This is a genomic window from Micromonospora sp. NPDC005203 (assembly GCF_042872705.1).
In the GTDB taxonomy this organism is placed as follows: Bacteria; Actinomycetota; Actinomycetes; order Mycobacteriales; family Micromonosporaceae; genus Micromonospora.
Genome location: NZ_JBIAKV010000009.1, coordinates 268655 through 290805 on the forward strand (window position 1 = coordinate 268655; position 22151 = coordinate 290805).

A 22151-nucleotide genomic window follows, 5' to 3' on the forward strand; every position below is an offset into this window, starting at 1 on the left:
GCGCCTCGGTCGTGGTCAGCGGGCTGGTCATCGCCGTGGTCGGTGCCCTGCTGCCGGTTCGCTGGGCGGCGAGGACCCGGGTCGCGGTGGCACTGCGGACCGAGTGACGGAAAGATGCCGCCGCTCACGGAACCGTCCGTGAGCGGCGGTCACCCGCCTACACCGGTACCTCAGATGGTCGCCGTGTCGCCGGGTCGCAGGTCGACGAGCAGTTGGCGACACCCCGCCTCCTCGAAGGCACCCACGACGTCGTCGGCGCCCTGGGTGTAGTGCGCCCAGCCGTGCTGGTGGACCGGGACCACCGCCCGCACACCGAGCAGGGCAGCCGCCCGGGCCGCCAGTTCCGCGGTCAGGGTGAGGAACCCCTCGCCGCGCGCCGCGATGTAGGCCGCACCCAGGTTGAGGATCGCGACCTCGATCGCCGGGAACCGCTCCGCGATCACCGCCACGACATCCACCGAGGCGTTGTCACCGCTGACGTAGACCGTCGGCCAGCCACTCGCCTCCAGCACGAAGCCGATCACCGGGCCGTTGACCACACCGATCTCCGGCGTGCCGTGCAGCGCCGGAACCGCCGTGACACGCAGGTCGCCGATGTCGGCGTGCTCGAACGGCCGAAGACCGACCGCGTCGGGGCCGAGCTTCGGCGCCCCCGCGGCCGTGGTGAGCACCCGCCGGGCCTGCCGCGCGTACTCCCGGCCGGAGATGTCGAGGTTGTCGAGGTGGTGCTCGTGCGACACGAGCACCAGGTCGGCCTGGCCGAGGTCCGCGGGCGAGACACTCGGGCCGACCAGCTTGGTCGCGGTGACCGTTCCGTAGTGGTACGTCTGCGGATCGTCGAAGGTCGGATCCACCACGACGCGCGAGCCCGCGTAGTCGAGGACGGCCGTCGGCCCGCCAATGGCGCGTACGGTCAGCTCGTTCATGGTGCTCTCCCTGGTCTCCGGTGGCACCCGCGGTCGTCCGCGCGAGGTGCGCGAGGTGCGCGAGTCGGCGTTCCCACTTTTCGGCCGGGAACGCCCCGATCTCGCGGTGGCCGGTCAGCAAGGGCGCCGGCGGCCGGTGGGGGAATCAGTCCGCCTGGAGCCGGCTCTTCTGCACCTTGCCGAGCGCGTTGCGGGGCAGGGCCTCGACCAGCCGCACCTGCCGGGGACGCTTGTGTGTCGACAGCTGTCGGGCCACGAACTCGATCAGTTGCGCCTCGTCGATCCCGTCACCCACGACGTACGCCGTCACCTGTTGGCCGAGGTCGGGGTGCGGAGTGCCCACCACCGCGGCCTCCCGGACCCCCGGATGCGCCAGCAGCGCGTCCTCTACCTCCCCGGCGCCGATCCGGTAGCCGCCGCTCTTGATCAGGTCGGTGGCTGCCCGGCCGACGATGCGATGCCAGTCGTCCGGACCGATCGTGGCCACGTCGCCGGTGCGGAACCAGCCGTCCGCGGTACGGGTGGCGGCGTCCGCGTCGGGCCGGTTCAGGTACCCGTCGAAGAGGGTCGGGCCGGACACCTCCAGCTCGCCCATCGCCAGCCCGTCGCTGGGCAGGGAGCGGCCCTGCTCGTCCACGATCCGGGTGCGTACTCCCGGCAACGGCAGACCGACGGCGCCGGGGCGACGGGGGCCGTCGGCGGTGGCGCTCACCGTGATCAACGTTTCGGTCATCCCGTAGCGCTCGACGATCTGGTGGCCGCTGAGCCTGCTCAGGTCGGCGAAGACGGTCGCGGGCAGGGCGGCGCTGCCCGACACCAGCAGCCGCGCGGCGCGTAGGGCCCGGGCCGAGGTCTCGTCGGCGGCGATCCGGGACCAGATGGTGGGGACGCCGAAGAAGAGGGAGCCGCCCGCCGCCGCGTACCGCTGGGGGCGGGGTTGGCCCACATGGTGCAGTCGGCTGCCCACCCGCAGGGGGCCGAGTACCCCGAGCACCAGACCGTGTACGTGGAACAGCGGCAGGCCGTGCACGAGCAGGTCGTCGGGTGTCCACTGCCAGGCCGCGGCGAGCCCGTCGAGGCAGGCGGCGATGGCGCGGCGGGAGAGCGTCACGCCCTTCGGTGCGCCGGTGGTGCCGCTGGTGTAGAGAATCAGCGCGATGCCGGCCGGATCCGGCTCCGGATGGTTGGTGTCCGAGCCTCGTCCCAGGTCGATCGGAATGGTCGGTAGCCTGCCGGGTGGCTCCCGGCGCTCAGCGCGAGCCGGCACGAGGATCGCTCCGGGCGCCGAGTCACGCAGAATGTGCTCACGTTCCATCGGGCCGGCGTCCGGTGGCACCGGTATCACCGCCGACCCGGCCAGCAGCGCGCCGACGACGCCGACCACGGTGTGCAGGCTGGCGGTCGCGTCGATGGCGACACGGTCCACCCCGCGCAGGTCGTCGGCCACCGCGGCGGCGAGCCGCCGCAACTGGACCCACGACGTCGCCTGGTCGTCGATCCGGATCGCATCCGGACGCTCGTCGCCGGACGAGAGCAGCCACCGCAGCAGCACAAGCATGGACCCTTCTCGTCGTACCTCGCGGGTCAGCCGGTGGCGCCGATCTGTCGCCAGGTCGACGTGATGGCGGTTTCCAGCTCGGCGCGCATCTGCTGCGGATCGGCGGCCAGCCGGGCCGCGACCGTGGCATCGGAGTAGAGCATGGTGATCGCGCCGATCAGGGTGCCCACCATGGCGCCGACAAGCGCCGAGGCGGCCACCGGGTCCAGTGTGTCGGGATAGGCATCGAGCAGCGCCCGGACGATCTCGTGTTGACCCTCCAACACCTTACGTACGGCACCGGCCCGCAGTGCCGGTGTCTGGAGGATCAGGTCGGCGCGAACCCGGTCGGACTGCCCCATGAGGTCGGTGTCGGAGTGGAGCACCGAGTGGACCGCCCGGAGCAGCAGGTGCGCGGGGGTCTCGTCCGGCGCGGGGTGCGCCAGCACGGCGGTGAAAAGCTCCGGCTTGAGCGGGGAATCGTCGAGCAGTACGTCCTCTTTGCTGGCGAAGTGGACGAAGAAGGTGCGGGGCGAGACGTCGGCGGCGGCCGTCACGTCGGCGATGGTGGTCTCGTCGTATCCCTTGCTGGCGAACAGGGTGATCGCCGCGTCGACGAGCGACTGTCTGGTGCGCGCCTTCTTCCGCTCGCGAAGGCCCATGTTGCCCGTCATCGCTGCATCTTACAACCTGGACGTTGCAGTCAATGCAATCTTGCGTTTGCTGTTGTCCGCTTCGGACTCTTCGTGGACGACGAGGTGTTGTGCATTCGCGGTCGACCGCCCGGCGTCGATGGCTGGGCCGGCGTGGCCCGGGACCCTCGGCGGGCGAGTACAACAAAGGCAGGGAGATCAGACTCCCTGCCACCTCTAACTTATACCGTACCGGGGGGCTTGCGGCAAGACCCGGGTCGTGCCGCAGAATCGGCGGCCGGACGCGGCACCGACGAGAAAGCGGGGGCACCACGTGGGTGTGTGGTCGTTGGACGGGGGGCCCGGCCACCGCGATCCGCGGATGGGCTCAGCGGTGCGCCGGAGCGCGGCTGCCGGAGAGGTGTGGCAATGATCGAGCAGTACGTCGTAGATCTTCGAGAGGTCGACCAGAGCCTTGTCGCACTCGTCGGCGGCAAGGGCGCGAACCTGGGCGGGCTGTCCCGGATCGACGGTCTCCGCGTGCCGGCCGGCTTCTGCGTCACGACTGCCGCCTTCCGGCGGGTGGTGACGGAAGGGCCGGCGGTCGGCGATCTGCTCGACCGGCTGTCGCGCCTGGGTCCGGAGGACCGGGAGGCGAGCCGCGCGCTCAGCGCCGAGATCCGCCTGCGCATCGAGGGGACCGCCATCCCTGGCGATCTCGCTGCGGCGATCACCCGTGCGCTCCTTCTGCGCGGCGAGCAGTCCGCCAATGCGGTGCGTTCCAGCGCGACAGCGGAGGACCTGCCGACGGCCTCCTTCGCGGGCCAGCAGGACACCTACCTGAACGTCGTGGGTCCGGCGGCGGTCCTGGCACACGTCAGCCGGTGCTGGGCGTCGCTGTTCACCGAGCGGGCCGTGACCTATCGCCTCCGCAACGGTGTCGACCACCGGAAGGTCGGCATGGCCGTGGTCGTACAGCAGATGGTCTTCCCGCGGTCGGCGGGCGTCCTGTTCACGGCGGACCCCGTCACCGGCAACCGGAAGGTCGCCACCGTGGACGCCAGCTTCGGCCTCGGCGAGGCCCTGGTCTCCGGCCGGGTGAACCCGGACGTCTTCACGGTGCGTGACGGTGTGGTCGTCGGCCGGGCGGTCGCCGCCAAGCAGGTAGCCGTGCACGCCCTGCCCGGTGGGGGAACGCAGGAGGTGGCGATCGACTCGCCGCGGCGGGAGCAGCCGGCGCTGACGGACGCGCAGGTCGTCCGGCTGGTGCGACTCGGGCGACAGATCGAGGCGCGGTTCGGCTGCCCGCAGGACATCGAGTGGTGCCTGGTCGACGATGACTTCCAGATCGTGCAGAGCCGGCCCATCACCACGCTCTTCCCCATCCCCACGGCCCACGACCCGGAGAACCACGTCTATCTCTCCGTCGGCCACCAGCAGATGATGACCGATGCCATGCGGCCGCTGGGTCTCTCCATGTGGCAGCTGACGGCCATGGCACCGATGCACGAGGCCGGCGGCAGGCTCTTCGTCGACGCGACCGGGATGCTGGCCGCGCCGGCGAGCCGCGCCCGCTTCCTGGAGATGACCGGCCGGACCGATCCGCTGACCAGGGACGCGCTGCAGACCGTCCTCGACCGCCCCGGCTTCGTTCCGACACTGCCGGACAGCGGCCCCGTAGGGCCGCCGGGCGGTGTCGCGCCCACCCCGATCGAGACCGATCCGGCCATCGTCACCCAACTGGTCGAGCGCAGCGAGGCGTCCATCGCCGCCCTGCGGCGCGACATCGCCCCGTTGGCCGGACCAGCGCTGTTCGACTTCCTGCTGGAGGCATTCGCGCAGCACAAGCGGGATCTCGGTGATCCGTTGAGCATGCAGGCGATCATGGCGGGGATGCAGGCCACCTGGTGGCTCAACGACCGACTGGGGGAGTGGCTCGGCGAGACGAACGCCGCCGACACCCTCACGCTGTCCGCCCCCGGCAACGTCACGTCGGAGATGGGGCTCGCGCTGCTCGACGTCGCGGACGTGATCCGTCCGCATCCGGAGGTGGTGGCGTTCCTGCGGGGCGTCGAGGACGACGGCTTCCTGGACGACCTGCCGAAGCTCGCGGGTGGGGCCGAGGCGCGCGACGCCATCGAGGCCTACCTCGACCGGTACGGCATGCGCTGCGTCGGCGAGATCGACATCACGAGACCGCGGTGGCGCGAGCGACCCGCCACGCTCCTGCCCGTGCTCCTCGACAACGTCGCGAACTTCGCGCCGGACGCCGCCCGGCGGCGCTTCGAGCAGGGGCAGCAGGAGGCGCAGCGCAAGGCGCACGAGGTGTTGACGCGCCTGCGGGCACTGCCGGACGGGGAGCAGAAGGCCGACGAGACCGAGCGCATGATCGACCGGGTCCGGACCTTCATCGGCTACCGGGAGTACCCGAAGTACGGCATCATCAGCCGCTACTTTCTCTACAAGCAGGCCCTGCTCGGAGAGGCCGAGCGCCTCGTGCGGGCCAACGTGCTCCGCGAACTGGAGGACGCCTTCTACCTGACGTTCCAGGAGTTGCACGAGGTCGTGCGCTGGCACCGGGTGGACGACACGCTGATCCAGCGACGCAAGGACGCGTTCCGGTCGTACCAGGGGCTCACGCCGCCCCGGGTGTTGACCTCCGAGGGCGACGCCATCAACGGGGCGTACCGACGCGACGACGTGCCGGCCGGCGCTCTGGTCGGCCTCCCGGTCTCCGCCGGGACCGTCGAAGGGCGCGCCCGCCTCATCCTCGACCTGGCACAGGCTCACCTCGAACCGGGTGACATCCTCGTCACCGCGCACACGGATCCGAGCTGGACGCCGCTCTTCGTCGGCATCGCAGGCCTGGTGACGGAGGTCGGCGGATCGATGACACACGGCGCGGTGATCGCCCGGGAGTACGGCCTGCCGGCCGTCGTCAGCGTGGTGGACGCCACCCGGCTGATCCCCGACGGGCAGCGGATCCGCGTGCACGGCAGCGACGGCTACGTCGAGATACTGCGCTGACTGACCGGTCGCCCGCCGGCGGGTGGGGTCGCGCCGACAAATTCGGTGCCGACGACGAGAGAGCCTCTCTAGGGTGGAGCGATGTCGCCGGTCAAGCAGGTCCAGATCACCTTCGACTGCGCCGCACCGGAGCGTGTCGCTCGGTTCTGGTGCGCCGTGTTGGGATACGTCGTACCCCCGGCGCCGAAGGGCTTCGCCACCTGGGACGATTTCGAGTCGTCCCGACCGCCCGAGAAACGGGGTTCGGCGTTCGCCTGCGCCGATCCCGCCGGGGTGGGTCCACGCCTGTTCTTCCAGCGCGTGCCCGAAGGCAAGGTCGTCAAGAATCGGCTGCACCTCGACGTACGGGTCGGCACCGGGCTGGTGGGCGATGACCGCCTGGCCGCGCTGGAGGCCGAATGCGCGCGACTGGTCGCGCTCGGTGCGACGCGCGTACGGCTGCTGACCGCCGACGAGGACAACGAGTCCTGCCTGGTGATGCAGGACGTCGAGGGCAACGAGTTCTGTCTCGACTGAGGAGCCGCGAGCAGCCATGGGGGATCCGCCGGGGGGTGTGGCTAGGTCGGGAATCGGCCTCGGCGCCAGCGCCAGTGCCGGCCGGCCTTCAGGTGGTCGACGATCGCACGCTGGAGCACGGTGCCACGTGGCAACTCGTCGAGCGGTGTGGTCAGGGTGCGGAACGCGAATCGCCGCACCTCGACATCGGCGTCCACCCCTTCCGGTTCCTCGTAGGGGTCCAACTCGAACCGCTGCTGGAACTTGATGATGTTGGAATCCTCGGGCAGGTACTCCCGCAACTGCGGATCCAGCAGCCAGGAGCCGCAGGCGAACGCGGTGTGGTGCTCGTCGGGAAAGTGGTGCGGGAAGAACGCGCGGGCCTCGTCGAGCGATGCCTCGACGGCCTCCGGGGTCAGCGGCCCCGCCTCGGGGATGTGCAGGTCGATGGCGGTGCCGCCGCGCTGGTACTGCAACCGGCCCAACTCGTAGAGGCCGCCGCGCGCGTGCAGCGTCAGCCAACTCTGCATGACCGGCCAACCCTCGCGGTGCATCCGCCTGTCGATCGCGAGGTTGCGGCCCAGGTCCACGAGGGTTGCCCAGGACACCTCGTCGGTGATGCCGTGGTCGCGGTGGTAACCCCGGACCACGTCGACCAGGGCCAGGTACGTGTACACGTAGAGGTGCCGCCAGGCGGGACTTCGGTCGCGCGGCAGCTCCGGACCGGGCGGCAGCCAGCCGTGGCCCCCGAGGTCGGCGAGGACCAGAGCGGTCGAGCGGTCGAGCAGCCAACGCAGCTCGGTGGTCCACGACTGTGAGTCGGGGTCGGGCCAGCCCGCCATGATCTCGGCGGCGTCGTCCGGTCGTACCGCGAGCCGGTCGAGGATCGCGGGCGCGTCAGCCTTGGCGGGCAGCGGAGTCGACGGCCTGCCGTCCGCCAGGCGGTGTACGCGGTCGATGTCCTCTAGGGGCACCCCGAGCCGGTCGGCGATGGCGTCCAGATCCACGCGGCCGATCGTATCGGCGATGGAACGTCCGGTCCGGTGTGAGCTGTCCCGGTCCGGCATCAGTAGTCGCTCGGTGATTCTCCGCCCCGCAGCACCGTTTGTCGGTTTCCGAGCCGCGCTCACGGCCCCGGTGGCAGCCGCTCGCCGCTGTTGCTAGAGTCAGATTGTTGCTACCGCAAATTTATCGCCAGCAACTACTTCGACGAAAGGACCCCTCCGATGACCAAGCTCGCCGTCATCTACTACTCCTCGACCGGCACCATCCACGCCATGGCCCAGCGGCTCGCCGAGGCCGGCGAGAAGGCCGGCGCCGAGGTGCGGCTGCGCCAGGTTCCGGAGCTTGCCCCGCAAGAGGCCATCGCCTCCAACGCCGCCTGGAGCCAGCACTTCGACGCCACCAAGAACGAGGCGAAGGCGACCGCCGACGACGTGGTCTGGGCCGACGCGGTGCTGTTCGGCACCCCCACCCGGTTCGGCAACGTCGCCAGCCAGCTCAAGCAGTTCATCGACACCCTCGGCCCGCAGTGGGGGCAGGGCCTGCTCGCCGACAAGGTGTATGCCGGCTTCACCGCAACCATGACCGCCCACGGTGGGCAGGAGTCGACGCTCCTGGCGCTCTACAACACGATCCACCACTTCGGCGGCCTGGTCGCCGCCCCCGGCTACACCGACCCGGTGAAGTTCGCCGACGGCAACCCGTACGGCGTCTCGCACGTCACCGGCGCAAGCAACGACGCGCCGCTGGGTGACGCGCAGCTCAACGCCCTCGACCACCTGGCTCAGCGGGTGGTCAGGATCGCCGGCAAGCTCGCCGCCTGACCGCGCGCGAGGCCTCGACCGGGCCGAGCGAACACGAGCGACAGACCTGGGGCCGGTTTCCCGGCTGTGGGAACCGGCCCAGGCCTGCTCGACCGCCACGGGGGCGATGGCTGCGGCCCTCCACGTGATCATTCGTGGGGGAGCGGGAGGGACGACAGAGGTGGGTTTCAGCGACGACGTTCGCGCGGCTTTCCGCCGGGGCGAGACCGACGCGGTGGTGCGCATGAGCGAGGCCGAGATCGACAGGGCACGGGCGGCCGGCGATCCGTCGGGCGAGGTGGAGGCCCGGTACAGCCTCGCCCGGGTCGCCATCCGTGGAGGTGACCTCCCGGGCGGGGAGGTGCGCGCCCAAGAAGCCCTCGCGGTCGCCCTCCGCTCCGGCGACCGGAGTCTGGAGGAGCGGCCCCGCCACGTGCTGGCCGCGGTGGCCCGGATGTCCGGCGACCTGACCCGGGCTCGGCAGCTCTACCGGGAGAGCATCGCGCTGAACGAGGCTCTGAGCCAGCCCAAGCTCGTCAACTCGGAGACCCACAACCTCGGGTTCTGCGAGCTGGGTCTCGGCAACCTCGACGCCGCGCGGGCGTTGTTCGCCGCGAGTCGGGAGAGGGTCTTCCGCGAGGGCTGGGCGGAGTTCGTCCCGTACGTCTGCCTGGCGGGCGCCGCGCTCGCGTCGGCCAACGGCGACCACGCGCGGGCCGGTCGACTGGTCGCCGTCACGGACGCCGCGTTCGTGGCGCTGGGCCAGGTGCCCGATCCCGATGACGCGGCCGACCTGGCCGCCGTGCGGGCGGCTGCGGTCGAGGCGCTCGGCGCGACCGGCTTCGCCGCGGAGTACGCGCGGGGCCAGCATCTCGAGCCGCGTGCGGCATTCGTGGAGGACGCCGACTGACGCGATCGACACCTCGGTGCGGACGGCCCCGGCCCGCCGCTACTCCGCGACCGCCGCGATGGCGGCGTGTGGCCGCTGACCGCCTTCGCTGGGCCGCTGTACGCGTTCGACCTCCCGGAAGCCGGCCCGGCTGAGTCGCTCGGAGACCTCGTCGGGTGGCCAACGGTAGGCGGTCACCACCTTGTGCTCGAAGGGACCGATCTCGTCGGCGTCGAAGAACCCCAGCACCAGCCTTGCGCCCGGGGCCATTGCCCGGCGGAACTCAGCGAGTACGCCGTCGAACTCCTCCGGCGGCAGGTGGATCAGCGAGTACCAGGCCAGGATGCCGTCGACGGAGCCGGTGGCGACGTCGAGGCGTTCGAACGACCCGAGGTGGAACTCCACGTCCGGGTGGGCGGCCCGCGCGTGGGCGATGAACTCGGGGACCAGGTCGATCCCCCTGACGTCGACGCCCAGCGAACGAAGGTGACCGCTGAGGTGGCCGGGGCCGCAGCCCAGGTCGAGCACCGGGCCGGGCTGACCGGCCAGGTGTCGACCGATGAAGGCCGGGTCCTCGGGATTGATCTTTCGGGTCGTGCCGAACAGGTCGATGTAGAGACCTGCGATGGACCCGTACGCCTGCCGGACCGTCTCGCTCCGCATCGCCGGAGCTATCCGAGCCCGCTCGTCGGCGAGCGGGCTCGGATGTCGACGGTCCGAGCAGCCGGCCCCATCGTGCGACGATCTCCGGCATGACAGACACCGCGTCGGCGCTCACCGACATCCGCGCCCAGATCGACGAGTTGGACGCCGTGCTCGTCGGGCTGCTCGCCCGCCGGGAGGCCCTGGTCCGGCGGGCGGCCCCGCTCAAGAGCGACAAGCAGGCGGTCCGTGCACCGGACCGGGTGGCACAGGTGGTGGCCCGGGTCCGCACGCTGGCGGACGACGCCGGCGCGGACCCGGACCTGGTCGAGCGGATCTACCGCGGCATGATCCAGGCCTTCATCGACATGGAGACCGACGAACACCATCGGCTCAGCGGCGACTGAGCTCTCCGGCCGCACGGTTGGTGCAGGCAACGCCGACCAGTGTTTGTGGCGCCGGCCCGTCGGGCACAGAATCACCATGGCGAATGAACGAGTCAAGTCCGTCGGCGGCTACTTCATGCGACTTGTCGGCGGGGTGGCGGTCATCCTGGGCCTGCTGGGCATCTTTGCGACCCTGAGCCAGGGCAACCTCGTCGGGATTGTCCTCAGCATCATCTTCATCGTCGGCGGTGCCGTCCTGCTCAAGCGGTCACCAGACCTCGGCCGGGCGCGCCAGCGGGAAAGAGGCCCCGCGTGACGATCCACGGCGGTGTCACCGGCTCCCGCCCGAGAGCGCGAGGCGTCAGGCCGGCCCCAGGTCGACGGTGATGCGCCGTTGTTCGGCATCGCGGAGTTGCCGGTAGCGCCTCGCCGCATCCTGGTCATTGACCCGGTCCGCCGCCCACCGGTCCAACCACTCGCGTGCCAGCACCTGATCACCGACCAGTTTGGCGCGTGCGATCCAGGTGAGCGGGTCCTCGGCGATCGGGTCATCCGGGAAGCGCGATCGCTCCCCGCGCCACCACTCGGCCAGGCCCTCCTCGGAGACGCGCGGCTGGCCGTCCTGGTCCAACAGGTACGCCAGCACGTCGTCCCGCTCGGCGTGCCCGCTGTCCCGCACGTAGGTAACGGTGGCCGGCACGCCGGCGGCGAACAGGTGCTCACCGTCGTAGCCGCACCAGGTGTCGAAGTTGGCCCGCTTGAGTTTCCAGTGCAGCCACACGTCCTCCACCTGGTGATGCTCTGCGAGCAGAAAGCCAGCCAGTCCGGTCTCGTCAGTCAGGCCCTGAAACGGCGCCTCGCGTCGACACTGGGCCTCCTGCCTGGCCAGCCACCGCACCAGCGAAAGGTCGGTGGCCCGGCGGCCGTACTGCAGTGCCCACAACCGATCGCGCATCGCGATCTTGCACTTTCTGCCCCGACATCAGGGTGCGTTTCCGCTAAAATCGGCGACAGGAAGTGCAAGATCGGCGCGGTTCAGGTGTGTAGCCGAGTTCGCACGAGATCTGGCTCGCGGTCTCCAGCAGGCGCGGCAGATTGCTCTTGAGTTGGTCGAGGTTGGCGATGACCTCGATCGCCGTGATCGAGACGGCGGCGATGACCTGGCCCCGGGAATCCCTGATCGGCGCGGCGACGCACATCACGTAGGCGTCGTGCTCGCCGTTGTCCGTGGCCCAGCCGTTTTCGCGAATCCGCACGAGTTCGGCTTCGAGAGACTCGTGGTGGGCGAAGGTGGTGTCGGTGAATCTCTCGAAGACGACGGGGGAGAGCAGGCGGTCGCGTTCCTCGGCCGGCAGGTACGCCAGGATCGTCTTGCCGACGGCGCTCGCGTAGATCGACACGGCCCGCCCCACCCGTGATGGCAGCTTGACGGCATCGAACGCCGGACTGTCGACCTTGTCGATGTAGATGATCTCATCGCCGGTCAGCTGTGCCAGGTGCACGGTGTGGCTGGTCTCGCGCTGGAGTGCGCGTAGATGTGCGGCCGCGAACTGACGCAGGTCCATCGAGCCGAGCGCAAGCTCGGACAGCTCGATCAGTCCGCTACCGAGCACGTAGGTGCCCGCGCCGGTCCGGCGGACGAAGCGTGCGGATTCCAGTGTCTGCAGGATCCGCAGGGCCGTGGACTTGTGCACGCCGAGCACGTCCGCCGCCTCGGTGAGCGACAGCGGGTGCTCCGCCGATCGACGGATGAGGTCGATCGCACGGCGAATCGATTGCGCCAAGGCGGTGCCTCCCTTCGATGGCCGACGAGCCGTCGTGGGCGTTGCGTCATGTGCAATGTAGACGGTGCCATGCGCAATCGTCATTGGATGCCGTTGCACATGGCGCTACGATCGTTGCAATTCGATCTCGAAGTCTCCTACTCGTACCACTGGAGAGCGACTCATGACGGTGCCCCAGCCCCGACGACAGCCCGACGGCGCGGACTGGTTCGGGACCGCCGCCGAGGCGCTGCCGGACGACGTCGACAGCGCCGTCCTCATCGGCCGGGTCTGGGATCCGGCCGGCGACGGCCCGTCACCCGTGACCGTCCGGGGCGGTGAGGTCGTGGACCTCAGTCAGCGGTTCCCCACCGTCCGGGACATCTGCGAGCTGCCCGACCCCGCCGCGACGGTGGCCGGGCTCGACGGGCCGCGGCTGGGTGAGTTCGGCGAGATACTCGCCAACACGGCGGCCGTGACCCGCGACCACACCCGGCCCTGGTTGCTCGCCCCGGTCGACCTTCAGGCGCTCAAGGCCGCCGGCGTGACCTTCGCCGTCTCGCTTGTCGAACGCGTCATCGAGGAACGAGCCCGCGGAGACCTGGCGCTCGCGGCAGACATCCGGCAGCGGATGCTCGCCGACATCGGTGCCGACCTGCACAGCCTGACCCCGGGCTCGGCCGAGGCCGACCGGCTCAAGAGCCTGCTGGTCGCCGAGGGCATCTGGAGTCAGTACCTGGAGGTGGGGATCGGGCCGGACGCCGAGATCTTCACCAAGGGGCAGGTCCTCTCCGCCGTCGGCACCGCCGTCCCGGTGGGGGTGCTCGCCAGGTCGACTTGGAACAACCCGGAACCCGAGGTCACCCTGATTATCCAGTCCAGCGGTCGGGTCGTGGGCGCCACCCTCGGCAACGACGTCAACCTGCGGGACGTCGAGGGCCGCTCGGCGCTGCTGCTTCCCCTGGCGAAGGACAACAACGCCTCGTGCGCCCTCGGCCCGCTGATCCGCCTGTTCGACGATCAGTTCGACCTGAAACGGGTGCGCGAGCTCGAGGTGAGCCTGGACATCGAGGGCGTGGACGGCTTCCACCTGGAGGCGGTGTCGGAGATGACGCGGATGTCGCGCGACCCGGCGGAGTTGGTGCGGCAGTTGATCGGCCCGCACCACCGCTACCCCGACGGCGCCGCCCTGATGCTCGGCACGATGTTCGCGCCCACCCAGGACCGGGACCGCCCCGGCGGGGGCTTCACCCACAAGATCGACGATGTGGTACGGATCGGCTGCCCGGCTCTGGGCACCCTGGTCAACCGGGTGCGGCACGCCCAGGAGTGTGCGCCCTGGCAGTTCGGCGTCCGGGATCTGATGGGAAATCTGGTAAGGAGAGGACTGCTGTGAACATGGTCAGCACCGTCGACCCACGCGACGGCCGAACTCGCGGGACGGATCTCAGCGAGACCGACGAGCCGCGGCTGGCGGCGATCGCCAGCCAGGCGTCTGAGGCGACGCAGTGGCTGTCCGGCCTGGGCAGACTCGGCCGAGCGGACCTGCTGGACGCGATCGCCGCAGCTCTGGAGGCCCGTCGCGGGGAACTGGTCGCGACGGCGGAGGCGGAGACCGGTCTGAGTCACGCGCGACTCGACCAGGAGCTCACCCGGGCGGCGATCCAGTTCCAGATGTTCGGTGACGTGCTGCGCGACGGAGGCTACGTCGAGGCCGCCATCGACCACGCCGCCGACACACCGCTCGGACGCGGCCCGGACCTGCGGCGGATGCTCGTACCCCTCGGTCCGGTGGCCGTCTTCGGCGCCAGCAACTTCCCGTTCGCCTTCTCGGTCGCGGGAGGTGACACCGCCGCAGCGCTCGCCGCCGGCTGTCCCACCGTCCTGAAGGCCCACCCGTCGCACCCGTTGACCTCACACGCCTCGGCCGAGGCCATCGCGGCGGCCGCCCGCGACCTGGGCAGACCCGACGGCGTGATCACGACCGTGTACGGCGAGCAGGCCGGCCGCTCGCTGGTACGCCACCCCGCGATCCGCGCGGCCGCGTTGACGGGCTCAATCGGCGCCGCCCGTGCCATCCAGGCGGCCATCGACGAGCGACCCGACCCCATTCCCCTCTACGCCGAGCTGAGCAGCGTGAACCCGATCGTCGTCCTGCCCGGCGCGGCCGCCGACCGGGGCGAGCAGATCGCCGAGGGACTGTTCGCCTCCTTCACCAACTCCGGCGGTCAGCTGTGCACGAAGCCGGGGCTGGCGTTCGTCCCGTCCGATCCGGGCGGTGCGCGCCTGGTCGACGCGCTGCGGGAGAGGGTCGCCGCCACCGGTGGTGCGGTCCTGCTGAACGACCGCATCCGGGCCGCGTACGAGCAGCAGGCGTCGACGTTCGAGCGGGCCGGCGCTCGGGTCGCGGCGCGGCCGCGGATCGACGCCGACGCGGGTTTCCGCGTCGCGCCGACGCTCCTGGAGGTCGATCTGCCGGGCCTCACCGCCGAGATCACCGACGAGTGCTTCGGCCCGCTCCTGGTCGTGGTGCGCTACGACGACGTTTCCGAGTTGGACGCGGCGCTGGCGACCGTCCCACCGTCGCTGACCGGCTCGCTCCACAGTGCGCCGGACGACGACGCCGGTGTGGTACGCCGGCTGGTTGAGCTGTTCGCCGGCCGGTCCGGCCGCATCGTCTTCGACGGCTACCCCACCGGCGTCCGGGTCTCGTGGGGCCAGCACCACGGTGGACCCTGGCCCTCGACAAACACCGTGCACACCTCCGTCGGCGCCACCTCGATCCGGCGCTTCCTGCGCCCGCTGGCCTGGCAGGACGCCCCGGCCTGGATCCTTCCCGAGGAACTACAGGACGGTTGCACCACCATTCCCCGGCGGGTCGACGGGAGGTTGGAGCCCGCGGTGGAGGCGCGCCGGTAGACATACCGAGAAGCCCGGCCGCGGCCCCTGGTGACAGGAGCGGCGGCCGGGGTGTTTCCCGCTCAACCGGTCACGGGGTCGCTTGCGTGGCCCGCATCCGCAGCATGGTCCAGGACGCGGGCGGAAGCGTCAGCCGAACGGCGGCATCGGCCTGTCGCGCGGTGTCGTTGGGTCGCGGTGCGCCGTGGTCCGGACCGTCGGCGGTGTTCTTGGCGGCCAGGTCGGTGCCGCCGACGGTGACGCACTCGATGATCCCGGTCAGGTGGGCGCCGCTGACGTCGACGGTCACCTCGGCCGGGGTGTCGGTGACGCGGTTGACGAGGAACACGCTGATCTCGCCGCTGTCGTCGTCCCAGGTGGAGACCGCGTCGACCGCGGCCACCTCACCGTAGCGGTCGGTGGTCGTCGTGCTGCCGTCGCGGAGCACGTCGAGCACCGCTCCCCGGGCGTGCCGGGCGGTTCGGGCGAAGGGGTGGAAGATGGTCTGCCGCCAGGCCGAGCCGCCGGGCTCGGTCATGATCGGTGCGATGACGTTCACCAGTTGGGCCTGGCACGCCGCCGTCACCCGGTCGCTGTGGCGGAGCAGGCTGATCAGCAGGCCACCGACGACGACGGCATCGGCCACGCTGTAGTGATCCTCCAACAGCCGCGGCGCGACCGGCCAGTCGTCACCGCTCGGCGGGGTCGACGGGGTGGCGGACTGGTACCAGACGTTCCACTCGTCGAACGCGATCATGATCTTCTTGGTCGACCGGCGGATCGCCCCGACCGAGTCGGCGATGGCGGTGACGGCGTCGATGTATCTGTCCATCTCCTCGCCGGAGGCGAGGAAGCTGGGCAGGTCGTCGTCGACCGGCTGGTAGTAGGCGTGCAGCGAGATCAGGTCGACGTCGTCGTACGCCTCGGTGAGCACGTCGCGTTCCCAGCTGCCGAACGTGGGCATGCCGAGGTGCGACGAGCCGCAGGCCACGAGTTCGAGTTCGGGGTCGAAGCGGCGCATGGCCTTCGCGGTCTGCGCCGCGAGGCGGCCGTACTCGGTTGCGCTGCGCTGGCCCACCTGCCACGGGCCGTCCATTTCGTTGCCCAGGCACCACAGCCGGATGCGGTACGGGTCGGCCGTGCCGTTGGCGCGCCGCTGGTTGGCGAGGTGGCTGCCGCCGCGGTGATTGGCGTACTCGAGTAGGTCGACCGCCTCGGCGGTGCCGCGGGTGCCGAGGTTGACCGCCAGGATCGGTTCGAGGTCGGCCTGGCCGAGCCAGCGCATGAACTCGTCGAGCCCGAAGGCGTTGGTCTCCAGGCTGTGCCAGGCGAGGTCGAGTCGGACCGGTCGACTGTCGACCGGCCCGACCCCGTCCTCCCACCGGTAGGAGGAGACGAAGTTGCCACCCGGGTAGCGGATCGCCGTGACGCCCAGCTCCCGGACGAGCGCCAGCACGTCGCGCCGGAAGCCGTCGGCGTCGGCCGTCGGGTGCCCCGGCTCGTAGATGCCGGTGTAGACACAGCGACCCAGGTGTTCCACGAACGAGCCGAAGAGCCGGCGCGGCACCGGCGCCACGCGCCGACGCGGGTCCAGGCTCAGGCGGGCGGTGTTCACGACGCCTCCCCGGTGACCGCCGGCCCGATCCCGGCCAGCCGGTCCGGCTGGGGTCGGGCGGGCATCCGGCAGCGGTGGGGGAGTGGGCATCCGGCGCCGGTCAGGTGCATCGGCGCCATGTCGAGGTGGGGGTTCAGGACGGGCTCCCTTCGTGCGAGGTCCCGACGCCGAGAGCGCTGCCGGGGCGCGGGACCGAGGGTGGTGGGGTCCGTGTGCGGTCTGGACACCGCGAAGGCGGTGGACTACGTTCTCGATCTATGTAAACGTTACCGATTACGTTTACGGTAGGGAACAGTTGCCTGCGGTCAATGTGGGCGAGCCGGGCGGACGCCGCCCGGCCGAACGTGGCGCGCGGGTGCGTCGCACCGGACCCGTTATTGGCGACCGCAATTCCCTGCTCCGGTGGGGAATGGAATGTTGGCGGCCTTGCGCCCCGTTCTTTCGGTCTGCGCAACCGCGGAAACTCGCACTTCCCGTCCGCGCCGAGAGCGGCCTCCGTTCACAATTCCGTGGCCGTCCCGCTGACTCGCCAAGGCTGCCCGACTGTCCTGGCAGGACGATCTGCCAGGCGTCTCGGGAGGCGCGCAGGTCTTGTGCTCGTAACCCCTGTCGGTTACGTTGGCAACACCCTGGAAACGTAACCGATAACGATTGCAGTCCAGAGGGAGCGGCATGATTGAGGTCAATGCGCCGGCCACAATGAGTGATGTCGCGCGGGTTGCCGGCGTTTCCACCGCCACCGTCTCGCGCGTGGTCAACGGACACTACGGCGTCAGTGCCCGCACCATTGCTCAGGTCCGCTCGGCCATCGACCAGCTCGGCTACGAGTCGAGTCTGGTGGCCACGAGCCTCCGGCGCAGCCGCACCAACGTCCTGGGCCTCGTGACACACAGCTTCCAGTCGTACACGGCCGAGGTGCTCAAGGGAGCGATGAAGGCGCTGAGCCGCTCGGGCTTCGATCTGATCATCTACGCCAACAGCGACCTCTACGGGTCGTATTCGGAGGGCTGGGAGAAGCGGCACGTCGCCCGCCTGTCGGGCACCCTCACCGACGGGTGCATCGTCGTCACACCCTGGGGTGAGGTGCAGAGCCGGACACCGATCGTGGCCATCGACCCGGTGCGCGGCTCGACGGCGCATTCGGTGACGGCCGACAACCTCGCGGGCGCCACCACGGCGGTCGAGCACCTGCTGGGCCTGGGCCACCGGCGCATCGGGTTCATCGCGGGCCGCGCCAGCCTGGCGGCGGCGTGGTCGCGGGAGGAGGGCTACCGGGCGGCGCTCGCCGACGCCGGCATCCCGGTCGACCCGACGCTGATCGGCGAAGGAGACTTCAACCCCGAGTCGGCGACGCCGTTGGCACGCGCGCTGTTGCAACGGGCGGACCCGCCGACGGCGATCTTCGCGGCGAGCGACGGGATGGCCCTGAAGGTGCTGGAGGCCGCCGCGGAGCTGGGGCTCGCGGTCCCCGGGGACCTGTCCGTCGTCGGGTTCGACAACATCCCGGAGTCGGCGTTGACACTGCCGGGTCTGACCACTGTGGACCAGTCGATGTACCAACTCGGCTACGAGGCCGCGCGCATGTTGAAGTCGCTGGTGACCGGCGAGTGGGAGGGGCCGCGCCAGGTAGTGCTGCCGACAGACCTCGTCGTCCGCGGTTCGAGCGCGCCACCACGAGGTGCGACACGACCGTGACCCGTGTCCGCCGCCGCGGGCGATCCGTCAGGTACGCCCGGGCAGAACCGCGAAGGAGGTGTGCACGCGCAGACCCACGGCGAGCTTCGCCGATGAGTTGAGCCGGCCCGGCGGGTCGCGTCCGCTGCCGGCGCAGGAGAGGAGTGGAGCGTGACAACCGCAACGAAGCACTGGCGCGTACGCCGGTCGGGCGTGCGTCGACTCTCGGCGGTGTTCACCGCCGGAGTCATGGCGGCCGCGGCCGTCCTGTTCGCGCCGCAACCGGCCGCGGCGGCGGAGACACCGTGGCTGGATGTCTCCCCGGATCGCTACGCCTCGTTCACCGTCGCGGCCGCGTACGTCCAGGAGCACCTGGGCTCGGTCTCGCAGGTCGTCGTCGAGGGCAACCTCGGCCCCTCCGCGGCCTGGGCGGAGTTCGGGCTGACCCGGCGCGGCGACGTGTGGTCGGGCATTATCGGCCCGCTCACGCCGGGGCTCTACCACTACCAGGTCACCGCCGACGACACCTTGAGCCTCAAGGATCCGACGAACAGCACGACTGTGGCGTCCAATCCGCTCCTGAGCACCTTCCTCGTCCCCGGTGACTCGGCGCGCTGGTTGGCAGACGCACCGACGGGCACCGGCGGCACGGTCGAGACCCTTAACTACCGCACCAGGAGCGGGCAGCGGTCGGCCCTGGTGTGGACACCACCGGGGTACGCGGCCAAGGGCCCGAAGGATTACCCGGTGCTCTACCTGCAGTCCGGCGATGCCGCGAAGGCCAGCGACTGGCTCGACCTCGGCCGATCCAAGCAGATCCTCGACAACCTCTCGGCGGCCGGCGCCATCAGGCCGATGGTGGTCGTGATAAACGACGCCAACGGCGCGGACGGCAGGGAGCTGAAGGACCTCCGGAAGGCGGTCGCCGACAGCTACCGGGTCCTGCGTGATCCGGCGCACCAGGCGATCGCGGGTGTGTCCGACGGCGCGACGGCGGCGGTCGAGACCGCGTTGGCCAAGCCGGGTCAGTTCGGCTACGTGGGCTGGTTCTCGGGTCGGTCGGTCCCGCAGGTCGACCGGAAGGACGCCAGAACGGTCAACCGCACCGTGAAGGTGCTGCGGCTCTACACGGGAAACCAGACGGATCCCGCGCACAACCCCACCTATCGACTGATGAAGGCGTTGGACCGGGCCGATGTCAGGTTCGAGGTCGACGGGGTCAACCCGGCCGGCGGCGCGAACTGGACCACCTGGCAGGAGAACCTCGTCGACTTCGCGCCGCGACTGTTTCGGCACGTGTCGGACCACGGTCCGAGCCCCGGTCACCGGCCGCTGCGGGGGGAGTTCGCTCCGCCGCCGGCCGGCACCACCCCGACGCCGTTCGTCACCGAGGACGGTTTCGTCACGTTCGAGACGACCACGGACTTCACAGACGCTCAGCACGTCACGGTATGGGCGAACATCGCGCCGGGCGGCAGTTGGTTGCGCGTGCCGCTGACCCGCGACGGTGACCGGTGGCGGGCGACCGTGGGTCCGCTGAAGCCCTGGTTCTACTACTACCGGCTGATCGTGGACCGGGTCGCGGTCAAGGACACCTCGAACCCGACGGCGGTGACCACGGAACCGACGTGGAGCACCTTCCTCATCCCCGGACCGGGCGCCCGCCTGCTGACGGACGTCCCCGCCGGGCGGGGCGGCACGGTCGAGAGCATGACCTATCCCAGCACGGTGGCCGGCCAGGACCGCACGGCTCTGGTGTGGACGCCACCCGGGTACGACCCGGGCCGGGCGCAGCCGTACCCCGTCCTCTACCTCCAGCACGGCGGCGGCCAGAACTACACCGACTGGGTCGAGATGGGACGCGCCAAGCAGATCCTCGACCACCAGTTCCTCGACGGTGACCTCACGCCCATGGTCGTCGTGATGGGCAACGGCAACTCGTCGAACTTCAACCGGGAGTTGTTGGAGAACATCGTGCCGACGGCCCGCGCCCGCTACCACATCTCCAGCGAGTCGTCCCAGCAGGCCCTCGCCGGCCTGTCGATGGGCGGGGGGCAGGCGCTGGGGGTGCTGCGGGCCTACCCGGGCGAGTTCGCCTACGTCGCGGCGCTCTCGGCCGGGTTCGGCAGCGGCACCGGCGTCGACGTCGAGGCGATCAACAGCGGGACGAAGATGCTGCGCCTGTACGTCGGCGACCGGACCGACTTCGTGTACCCGAGCTTCATGGCGTCGCTGACCACGCTGGACACCCTCGGTATCCGCTACGAGTTCGACGGGGTGACCCCCGGGCCGCACGGTTGGGACGTGTGGCAGAAGAACCTCGTCGACCTGGCGCCGCGCCTGTTCAAGCGCTAGGAGCACGTCCACGGCGGCGACACCGGGGCAGGCCTTCCTGCCCTGGTGGCGCCCGCCGAGCAGGAAACTGTCGCACCGCGATCCCCGAAAGGAAGACCGTCAATGAAGACGATACGAATACTCGCCACGGTGACCATGCTCGCGGCCGGGGCCGGGCTCGTCGGCTGTTCCTCCGACGAGGGGGGAAGCGACGCGAGCAACTGCACGAACACCATCACCAAGAAGGACGTGCCGGTCGTGACGATGTGGGGCTGGTACCCCAACACCCAACTCGTCGTCGACAACTTCAACAAGCAGCACGACGACGTGCAGGTCTGCTGGACCAACGTCGGGCAGGGCGGCGACGAGTACGACAAGTTCCAGACGGCCATCTCGGCGGGCACCGGCGCGCCCGACGTAATCATGGTCGAGGCGGACCGGATCCCGACCTTCCAGATCCAGGGCGCGCTCGTCGACATCAAGAAGTACGGCTACGACGCGGTCAAGGCCAACTACAGCGAGGGCGCCTGGAAGGACGTGTCGGTCGGCGACGCGGTCTACGGGGTCCCGGTCGACGGCGGCCCGATGGGCATGATCTACCGCAAGGACATCTTCGACAAGTACAAGATCACCCCACCGAAGACCTGGGCCGAGTACGAGCAGGCCGCGCAGAAGGTGAAGGACGCGGGTGGCCCGCTGTTCGGGGACCTCGGCGCGAACGTTCCGGCGGTCCTGATGGCGCTCCAGATCCAGAAGGGCGCCTCACCCTTCACCTTCGACCCGGCGCAGCCGAAGTCCATCGGCGTGAAGCTCAACGACCAGCCGTCCAAGGACGTGCTCGACTACTGGGGTGGCCTCGCCAGGAAGGGCCTGGTCGGGACGCAGGACCAGTTCACCCCGGAGTACATCTCCGGCGTGATCAACGGCAACTACGCGACGTACATCTCGGCGGCCTGGGCACCCGGCTATCTCACCGGCGCGGGTGTCGGCAAGGGCCAGGACACCGGCAAGTTCGCGGTGGCGCCGCTGCCGCAGTGGGATGCGAACAACCCGGTGCAGGTCAACTGGGGCGGGTCGGCCTTCTCGGTGACCAAGCAGGCGAAGAAGCCGGAGCTGGCGGCGAAGGTCGCCTACGGGCTCTACGCCGACAAGGAGTCGCTGACCGACGGCTGGACCAACCAGATCATCTTCCCGCTCAACCTGACGGCGCTCAACGATCCCGCGTTCATCGACCTGAAGGTGGCGTTCTTCGACGGCCAGCAGGCGAACAAGGAGGTCTACGTCCCCGCCGCCAACGCCTACAAGGGCGTCGCCTACGCCCCGTTCGGCCAGTTCTACCTCGACGCGATGACCAAGCAGATCAGCGAGATCATCAAGGGCTCCGCCACCGGCGCGCAGGCCGCCGACCGGATCCAGGAGGACGTGGCGAAGTACGCCAAGGAGCAGGGCTTCACCGTCCAGTGACTTCGATGGGTGGGCCGCGCCGCCGCTCGACGGCCGGCCCACCCACGATCCCGCAGCGTCCACG

Annotated in this window: 19 protein-coding genes; 11 read left to right on the plus strand and 8 right to left on the minus strand. The window is 70.3% G+C overall.

Going from position 1 to position 22151, the window contains the following annotated elements:
• Nucleotides 1–170: 170 nt before the first annotated feature.
• The 3 genes from ACFYPM_RS21345 to ACFYPM_RS21355 all read right to left on the minus strand — a co-directional run bounded on the left by ACFYPM_RS21345 (nucleotide 171) and on the right by ACFYPM_RS21355 (nucleotide 3137).
• Nucleotides 171–926, minus strand: a complete 756-nt coding sequence (locus ACFYPM_RS21345) for an MBL fold metallo-hydrolase (protein WP_387199580.1) — start codon at nucleotides 924–926, stop codon at nucleotides 171–173.
• A 145-nt stretch (nucleotides 927–1071) separates the two neighbouring features.
• Nucleotides 1072–2484: an acyl-CoA synthetase gene (locus ACFYPM_RS21350; protein ID WP_387199583.1), complete on the minus strand. Its 1413-nt coding sequence runs from the start codon at nucleotides 2482–2484 to the stop codon at nucleotides 1072–1074.
• Between the two features lie 26 nt (nucleotides 2485–2510).
• Nucleotides 2511–3137 (minus strand): TetR/AcrR family transcriptional regulator, encoded by a 627-nt coding sequence (locus ACFYPM_RS21355; RefSeq protein WP_387199586.1) that lies wholly within the window; start codon nucleotides 3135–3137, stop codon nucleotides 2511–2513.
• A 387-nt stretch (nucleotides 3138–3524) separates the two neighbouring features.
• Here ACFYPM_RS21355 and rph point away from each other — a divergent pair, with 387 nt between their 5' ends.
• Entirely contained in the window at nucleotides 3525–6122 is a 2598-nt protein-coding gene (rph, locus tag ACFYPM_RS21360) for a rifamycin-inactivating phosphotransferase (RefSeq protein ID WP_387199589.1), read from the plus strand.
• An 81-nt stretch (nucleotides 6123–6203) separates the two neighbouring features.
• Nucleotides 6204–6638 carry a VOC family protein gene (locus ACFYPM_RS21365; RefSeq protein ID WP_387199593.1) on the plus strand — a complete coding sequence of 145 codons (435 nt, stop codon included), beginning with the start codon at nucleotides 6204–6206 and terminating at the stop codon, nucleotides 6636–6638.
• 41 nt (nucleotides 6639–6679) lie between these two features.
• Here the strand turns inward: ACFYPM_RS21365 and ACFYPM_RS21370 are convergent, their stop codons facing one another.
• The gene (locus ACFYPM_RS21370) at nucleotides 6680–7624 is read right to left on the minus strand and encodes an acyltransferase domain-containing protein (protein WP_387199596.1); all 945 of its coding nucleotides are present in this window, start codon (nucleotides 7622–7624) and stop codon (nucleotides 6680–6682) included.
• Between the two features lie 219 nt (nucleotides 7625–7843).
• On the opposite strand from ACFYPM_RS21370, the gene wrbA reads away from it, so the two are divergent.
• Nucleotides 7844–8443, plus strand: a complete 600-nt coding sequence (gene wrbA / locus ACFYPM_RS21375; protein ID WP_387199599.1) for an NAD(P)H:quinone oxidoreductase — start codon at nucleotides 7844–7846, stop codon at nucleotides 8441–8443.
• 160 nt (nucleotides 8444–8603) lie between these two features.
• A complete protein-coding gene (locus ACFYPM_RS21380; RefSeq protein WP_387199602.1) occupies nucleotides 8604–9332 on the plus strand; it encodes a tetratricopeptide repeat protein in 729 nt (242 codons plus the stop codon).
• A 39-nt stretch (nucleotides 9333–9371) separates the two neighbouring features.
• Here ACFYPM_RS21380 and ACFYPM_RS21385 read toward each other — a convergent pair whose 3' ends face one another.
• Nucleotides 9372–9974 carry a class I SAM-dependent DNA methyltransferase gene (locus tag ACFYPM_RS21385; RefSeq protein ID WP_387199605.1) on the minus strand — a complete coding sequence of 201 codons (603 nt, stop codon included), beginning with the start codon at nucleotides 9972–9974 and terminating at the stop codon, nucleotides 9372–9374.
• Between the two features lie 89 nt (nucleotides 9975–10063).
• On the opposite strand from ACFYPM_RS21385, the gene ACFYPM_RS21390 reads away from it, so the two are divergent.
• Together ACFYPM_RS21390 and ACFYPM_RS21395 are read left to right on the plus strand one after the other, a co-directional pair.
• On the plus strand, nucleotides 10064–10360 hold the full coding sequence (locus tag ACFYPM_RS21390) for a chorismate mutase (RefSeq protein ID WP_387199607.1): 297 nt from the start codon (nucleotides 10064–10066) through the stop codon (nucleotides 10358–10360).
• Nucleotides 10361–10436: 76 nt separating this feature from the next.
• Nucleotides 10437–10655: a hypothetical protein gene (locus ACFYPM_RS21395; protein WP_387199610.1), complete on the plus strand. Its 219-nt coding sequence runs from the start codon at nucleotides 10437–10439 to the stop codon at nucleotides 10653–10655.
• Nucleotides 10656–10700: 45 nt separating this feature from the next.
• Here ACFYPM_RS21395 and ACFYPM_RS21400 read toward each other — a convergent pair whose 3' ends face one another.
• Nucleotides 10701–11294, minus strand: a complete 594-nt coding sequence (locus tag ACFYPM_RS21400) for a hypothetical protein (RefSeq protein ID WP_387199613.1) — start codon at nucleotides 11292–11294, stop codon at nucleotides 10701–10703.
• Between the two features lie 43 nt (nucleotides 11295–11337).
• Nucleotides 11338–12207 carry an IclR family transcriptional regulator gene (locus tag ACFYPM_RS21405; RefSeq protein WP_387199616.1) on the minus strand — a complete coding sequence of 290 codons (870 nt, stop codon included), beginning with the start codon at nucleotides 12205–12207 and terminating at the stop codon, nucleotides 11338–11340.
• Between the two features lie 79 nt (nucleotides 12208–12286).
• Here ACFYPM_RS21405 and ACFYPM_RS21410 point away from each other — a divergent pair, with 79 nt between their 5' ends.
• Both ACFYPM_RS21410 and ACFYPM_RS21415 read left to right on the plus strand, forming a co-directional pair.
• On the plus strand, nucleotides 12287–13498 hold the full coding sequence (locus tag ACFYPM_RS21410; RefSeq protein WP_387199619.1) for a fumarylacetoacetate hydrolase family protein: 1212 nt from the start codon (nucleotides 12287–12289) through the stop codon (nucleotides 13496–13498).
• 2 nt (nucleotides 13499–13500) lie between these two features.
• On the plus strand, nucleotides 13501–15021 hold the full coding sequence (locus ACFYPM_RS21415) for an aldehyde dehydrogenase family protein (protein ID WP_387199660.1): 1521 nt from the start codon (nucleotides 13501–13503) through the stop codon (nucleotides 15019–15021).
• Nucleotides 15022–15091: 70 nt separating this feature from the next.
• Here ACFYPM_RS21415 and ACFYPM_RS21420 read toward each other — a convergent pair whose 3' ends face one another.
• Nucleotides 15092–16615: an alpha-N-arabinofuranosidase gene (locus ACFYPM_RS21420; protein ID WP_387199622.1), complete on the minus strand. Its 1524-nt coding sequence runs from the start codon at nucleotides 16613–16615 to the stop codon at nucleotides 15092–15094.
• Between the two features lie 699 nt (nucleotides 16616–17314).
• Between ACFYPM_RS21420 and ACFYPM_RS21425 the strand changes: the two genes are divergently transcribed.
• The 3 genes from ACFYPM_RS21425 (at nucleotide 17315) to ACFYPM_RS21435 (ending at nucleotide 22087) form a co-directional block, all read left to right on the plus strand.
• Entirely contained in the window at nucleotides 17315–18310 is a 996-nt protein-coding gene (locus tag ACFYPM_RS21425) for a LacI family DNA-binding transcriptional regulator (protein ID WP_387199663.1), read from the plus strand.
• Between the two features lie 150 nt (nucleotides 18311–18460).
• Complete coding sequence (locus ACFYPM_RS21430) at nucleotides 18461–20644, plus strand: alpha/beta hydrolase (RefSeq protein WP_387199625.1); 2184 nt, start codon at nucleotides 18461–18463, stop codon at nucleotides 20642–20644.
• 102 nt (nucleotides 20645–20746) lie between these two features.
• Complete coding sequence (locus tag ACFYPM_RS21435) at nucleotides 20747–22087, plus strand: ABC transporter substrate-binding protein (protein ID WP_387199628.1); 1341 nt, start codon at nucleotides 20747–20749, stop codon at nucleotides 22085–22087.
• Nucleotides 22088–22151: the final 64 nt, after the last annotated feature.

Coding starts and splice junctions, on each gene's coding strand:
- ACFYPM_RS21345 (WP_387199580.1), bottom strand. CDS start 926: ATGAACGAGCTGACCGTACGCGCCATTGGCGGGCCGACGGCCGTCCTC.
- ACFYPM_RS21350 (WP_387199583.1), bottom strand. CDS start 2,484: ATGCTTGTGCTGCTGCGGTGGCTGCTCTCGTCCGGCGACGAGCGTCCG.
- ACFYPM_RS21355 (WP_387199586.1), bottom strand. CDS start 3,137: ATGACGGGCAACATGGGCCTTCGCGAGCGGAAGAAGGCGCGCACCAGA.
- rph (WP_387199589.1), top strand. CDS start 3,525: ATGATCGAGCAGTACGTCGTAGATCTTCGAGAGGTCGACCAGAGCCTT.
- ACFYPM_RS21365 (WP_387199593.1), top strand. CDS start 6,204: ATGTCGCCGGTCAAGCAGGTCCAGATCACCTTCGACTGCGCCGCACCG.
- wrbA (WP_387199599.1), top strand. CDS start 7,844: ATGACCAAGCTCGCCGTCATCTACTACTCCTCGACCGGCACCATCCAC.
- ACFYPM_RS21385 (WP_387199605.1), bottom strand. CDS start 9,974: ATGCGGAGCGAGACGGTCCGGCAGGCGTACGGGTCCATCGCAGGTCTC.
- ACFYPM_RS21390 (WP_387199607.1), top strand. CDS start 10,064: ATGACAGACACCGCGTCGGCGCTCACCGACATCCGCGCCCAGATCGAC.
- ACFYPM_RS21395 (WP_387199610.1), top strand. CDS start 10,437: ATGGCGAATGAACGAGTCAAGTCCGTCGGCGGCTACTTCATGCGACTT.
- ACFYPM_RS21400 (WP_387199613.1), bottom strand. CDS start 11,294: ATGCGCGATCGGTTGTGGGCACTGCAGTACGGCCGCCGGGCCACCGAC.
- ACFYPM_RS21405 (WP_387199616.1), bottom strand. CDS start 12,207: ATGACGATTGCGCATGGCACCGTCTACATTGCACATGACGCAACGCCC.
- ACFYPM_RS21410 (WP_387199619.1), top strand. CDS start 12,287: ATGACGGTGCCCCAGCCCCGACGACAGCCCGACGGCGCGGACTGGTTC.
- ACFYPM_RS21415 (WP_387199660.1), top strand. CDS start 13,501: ATGGTCAGCACCGTCGACCCACGCGACGGCCGAACTCGCGGGACGGAT.
- ACFYPM_RS21425 (WP_387199663.1), top strand. CDS start 17,315: ATGAGTGATGTCGCGCGGGTTGCCGGCGTTTCCACCGCCACCGTCTCG.
- ACFYPM_RS21435 (WP_387199628.1), top strand. CDS start 20,747: ATGAAGACGATACGAATACTCGCCACGGTGACCATGCTCGCGGCCGGG.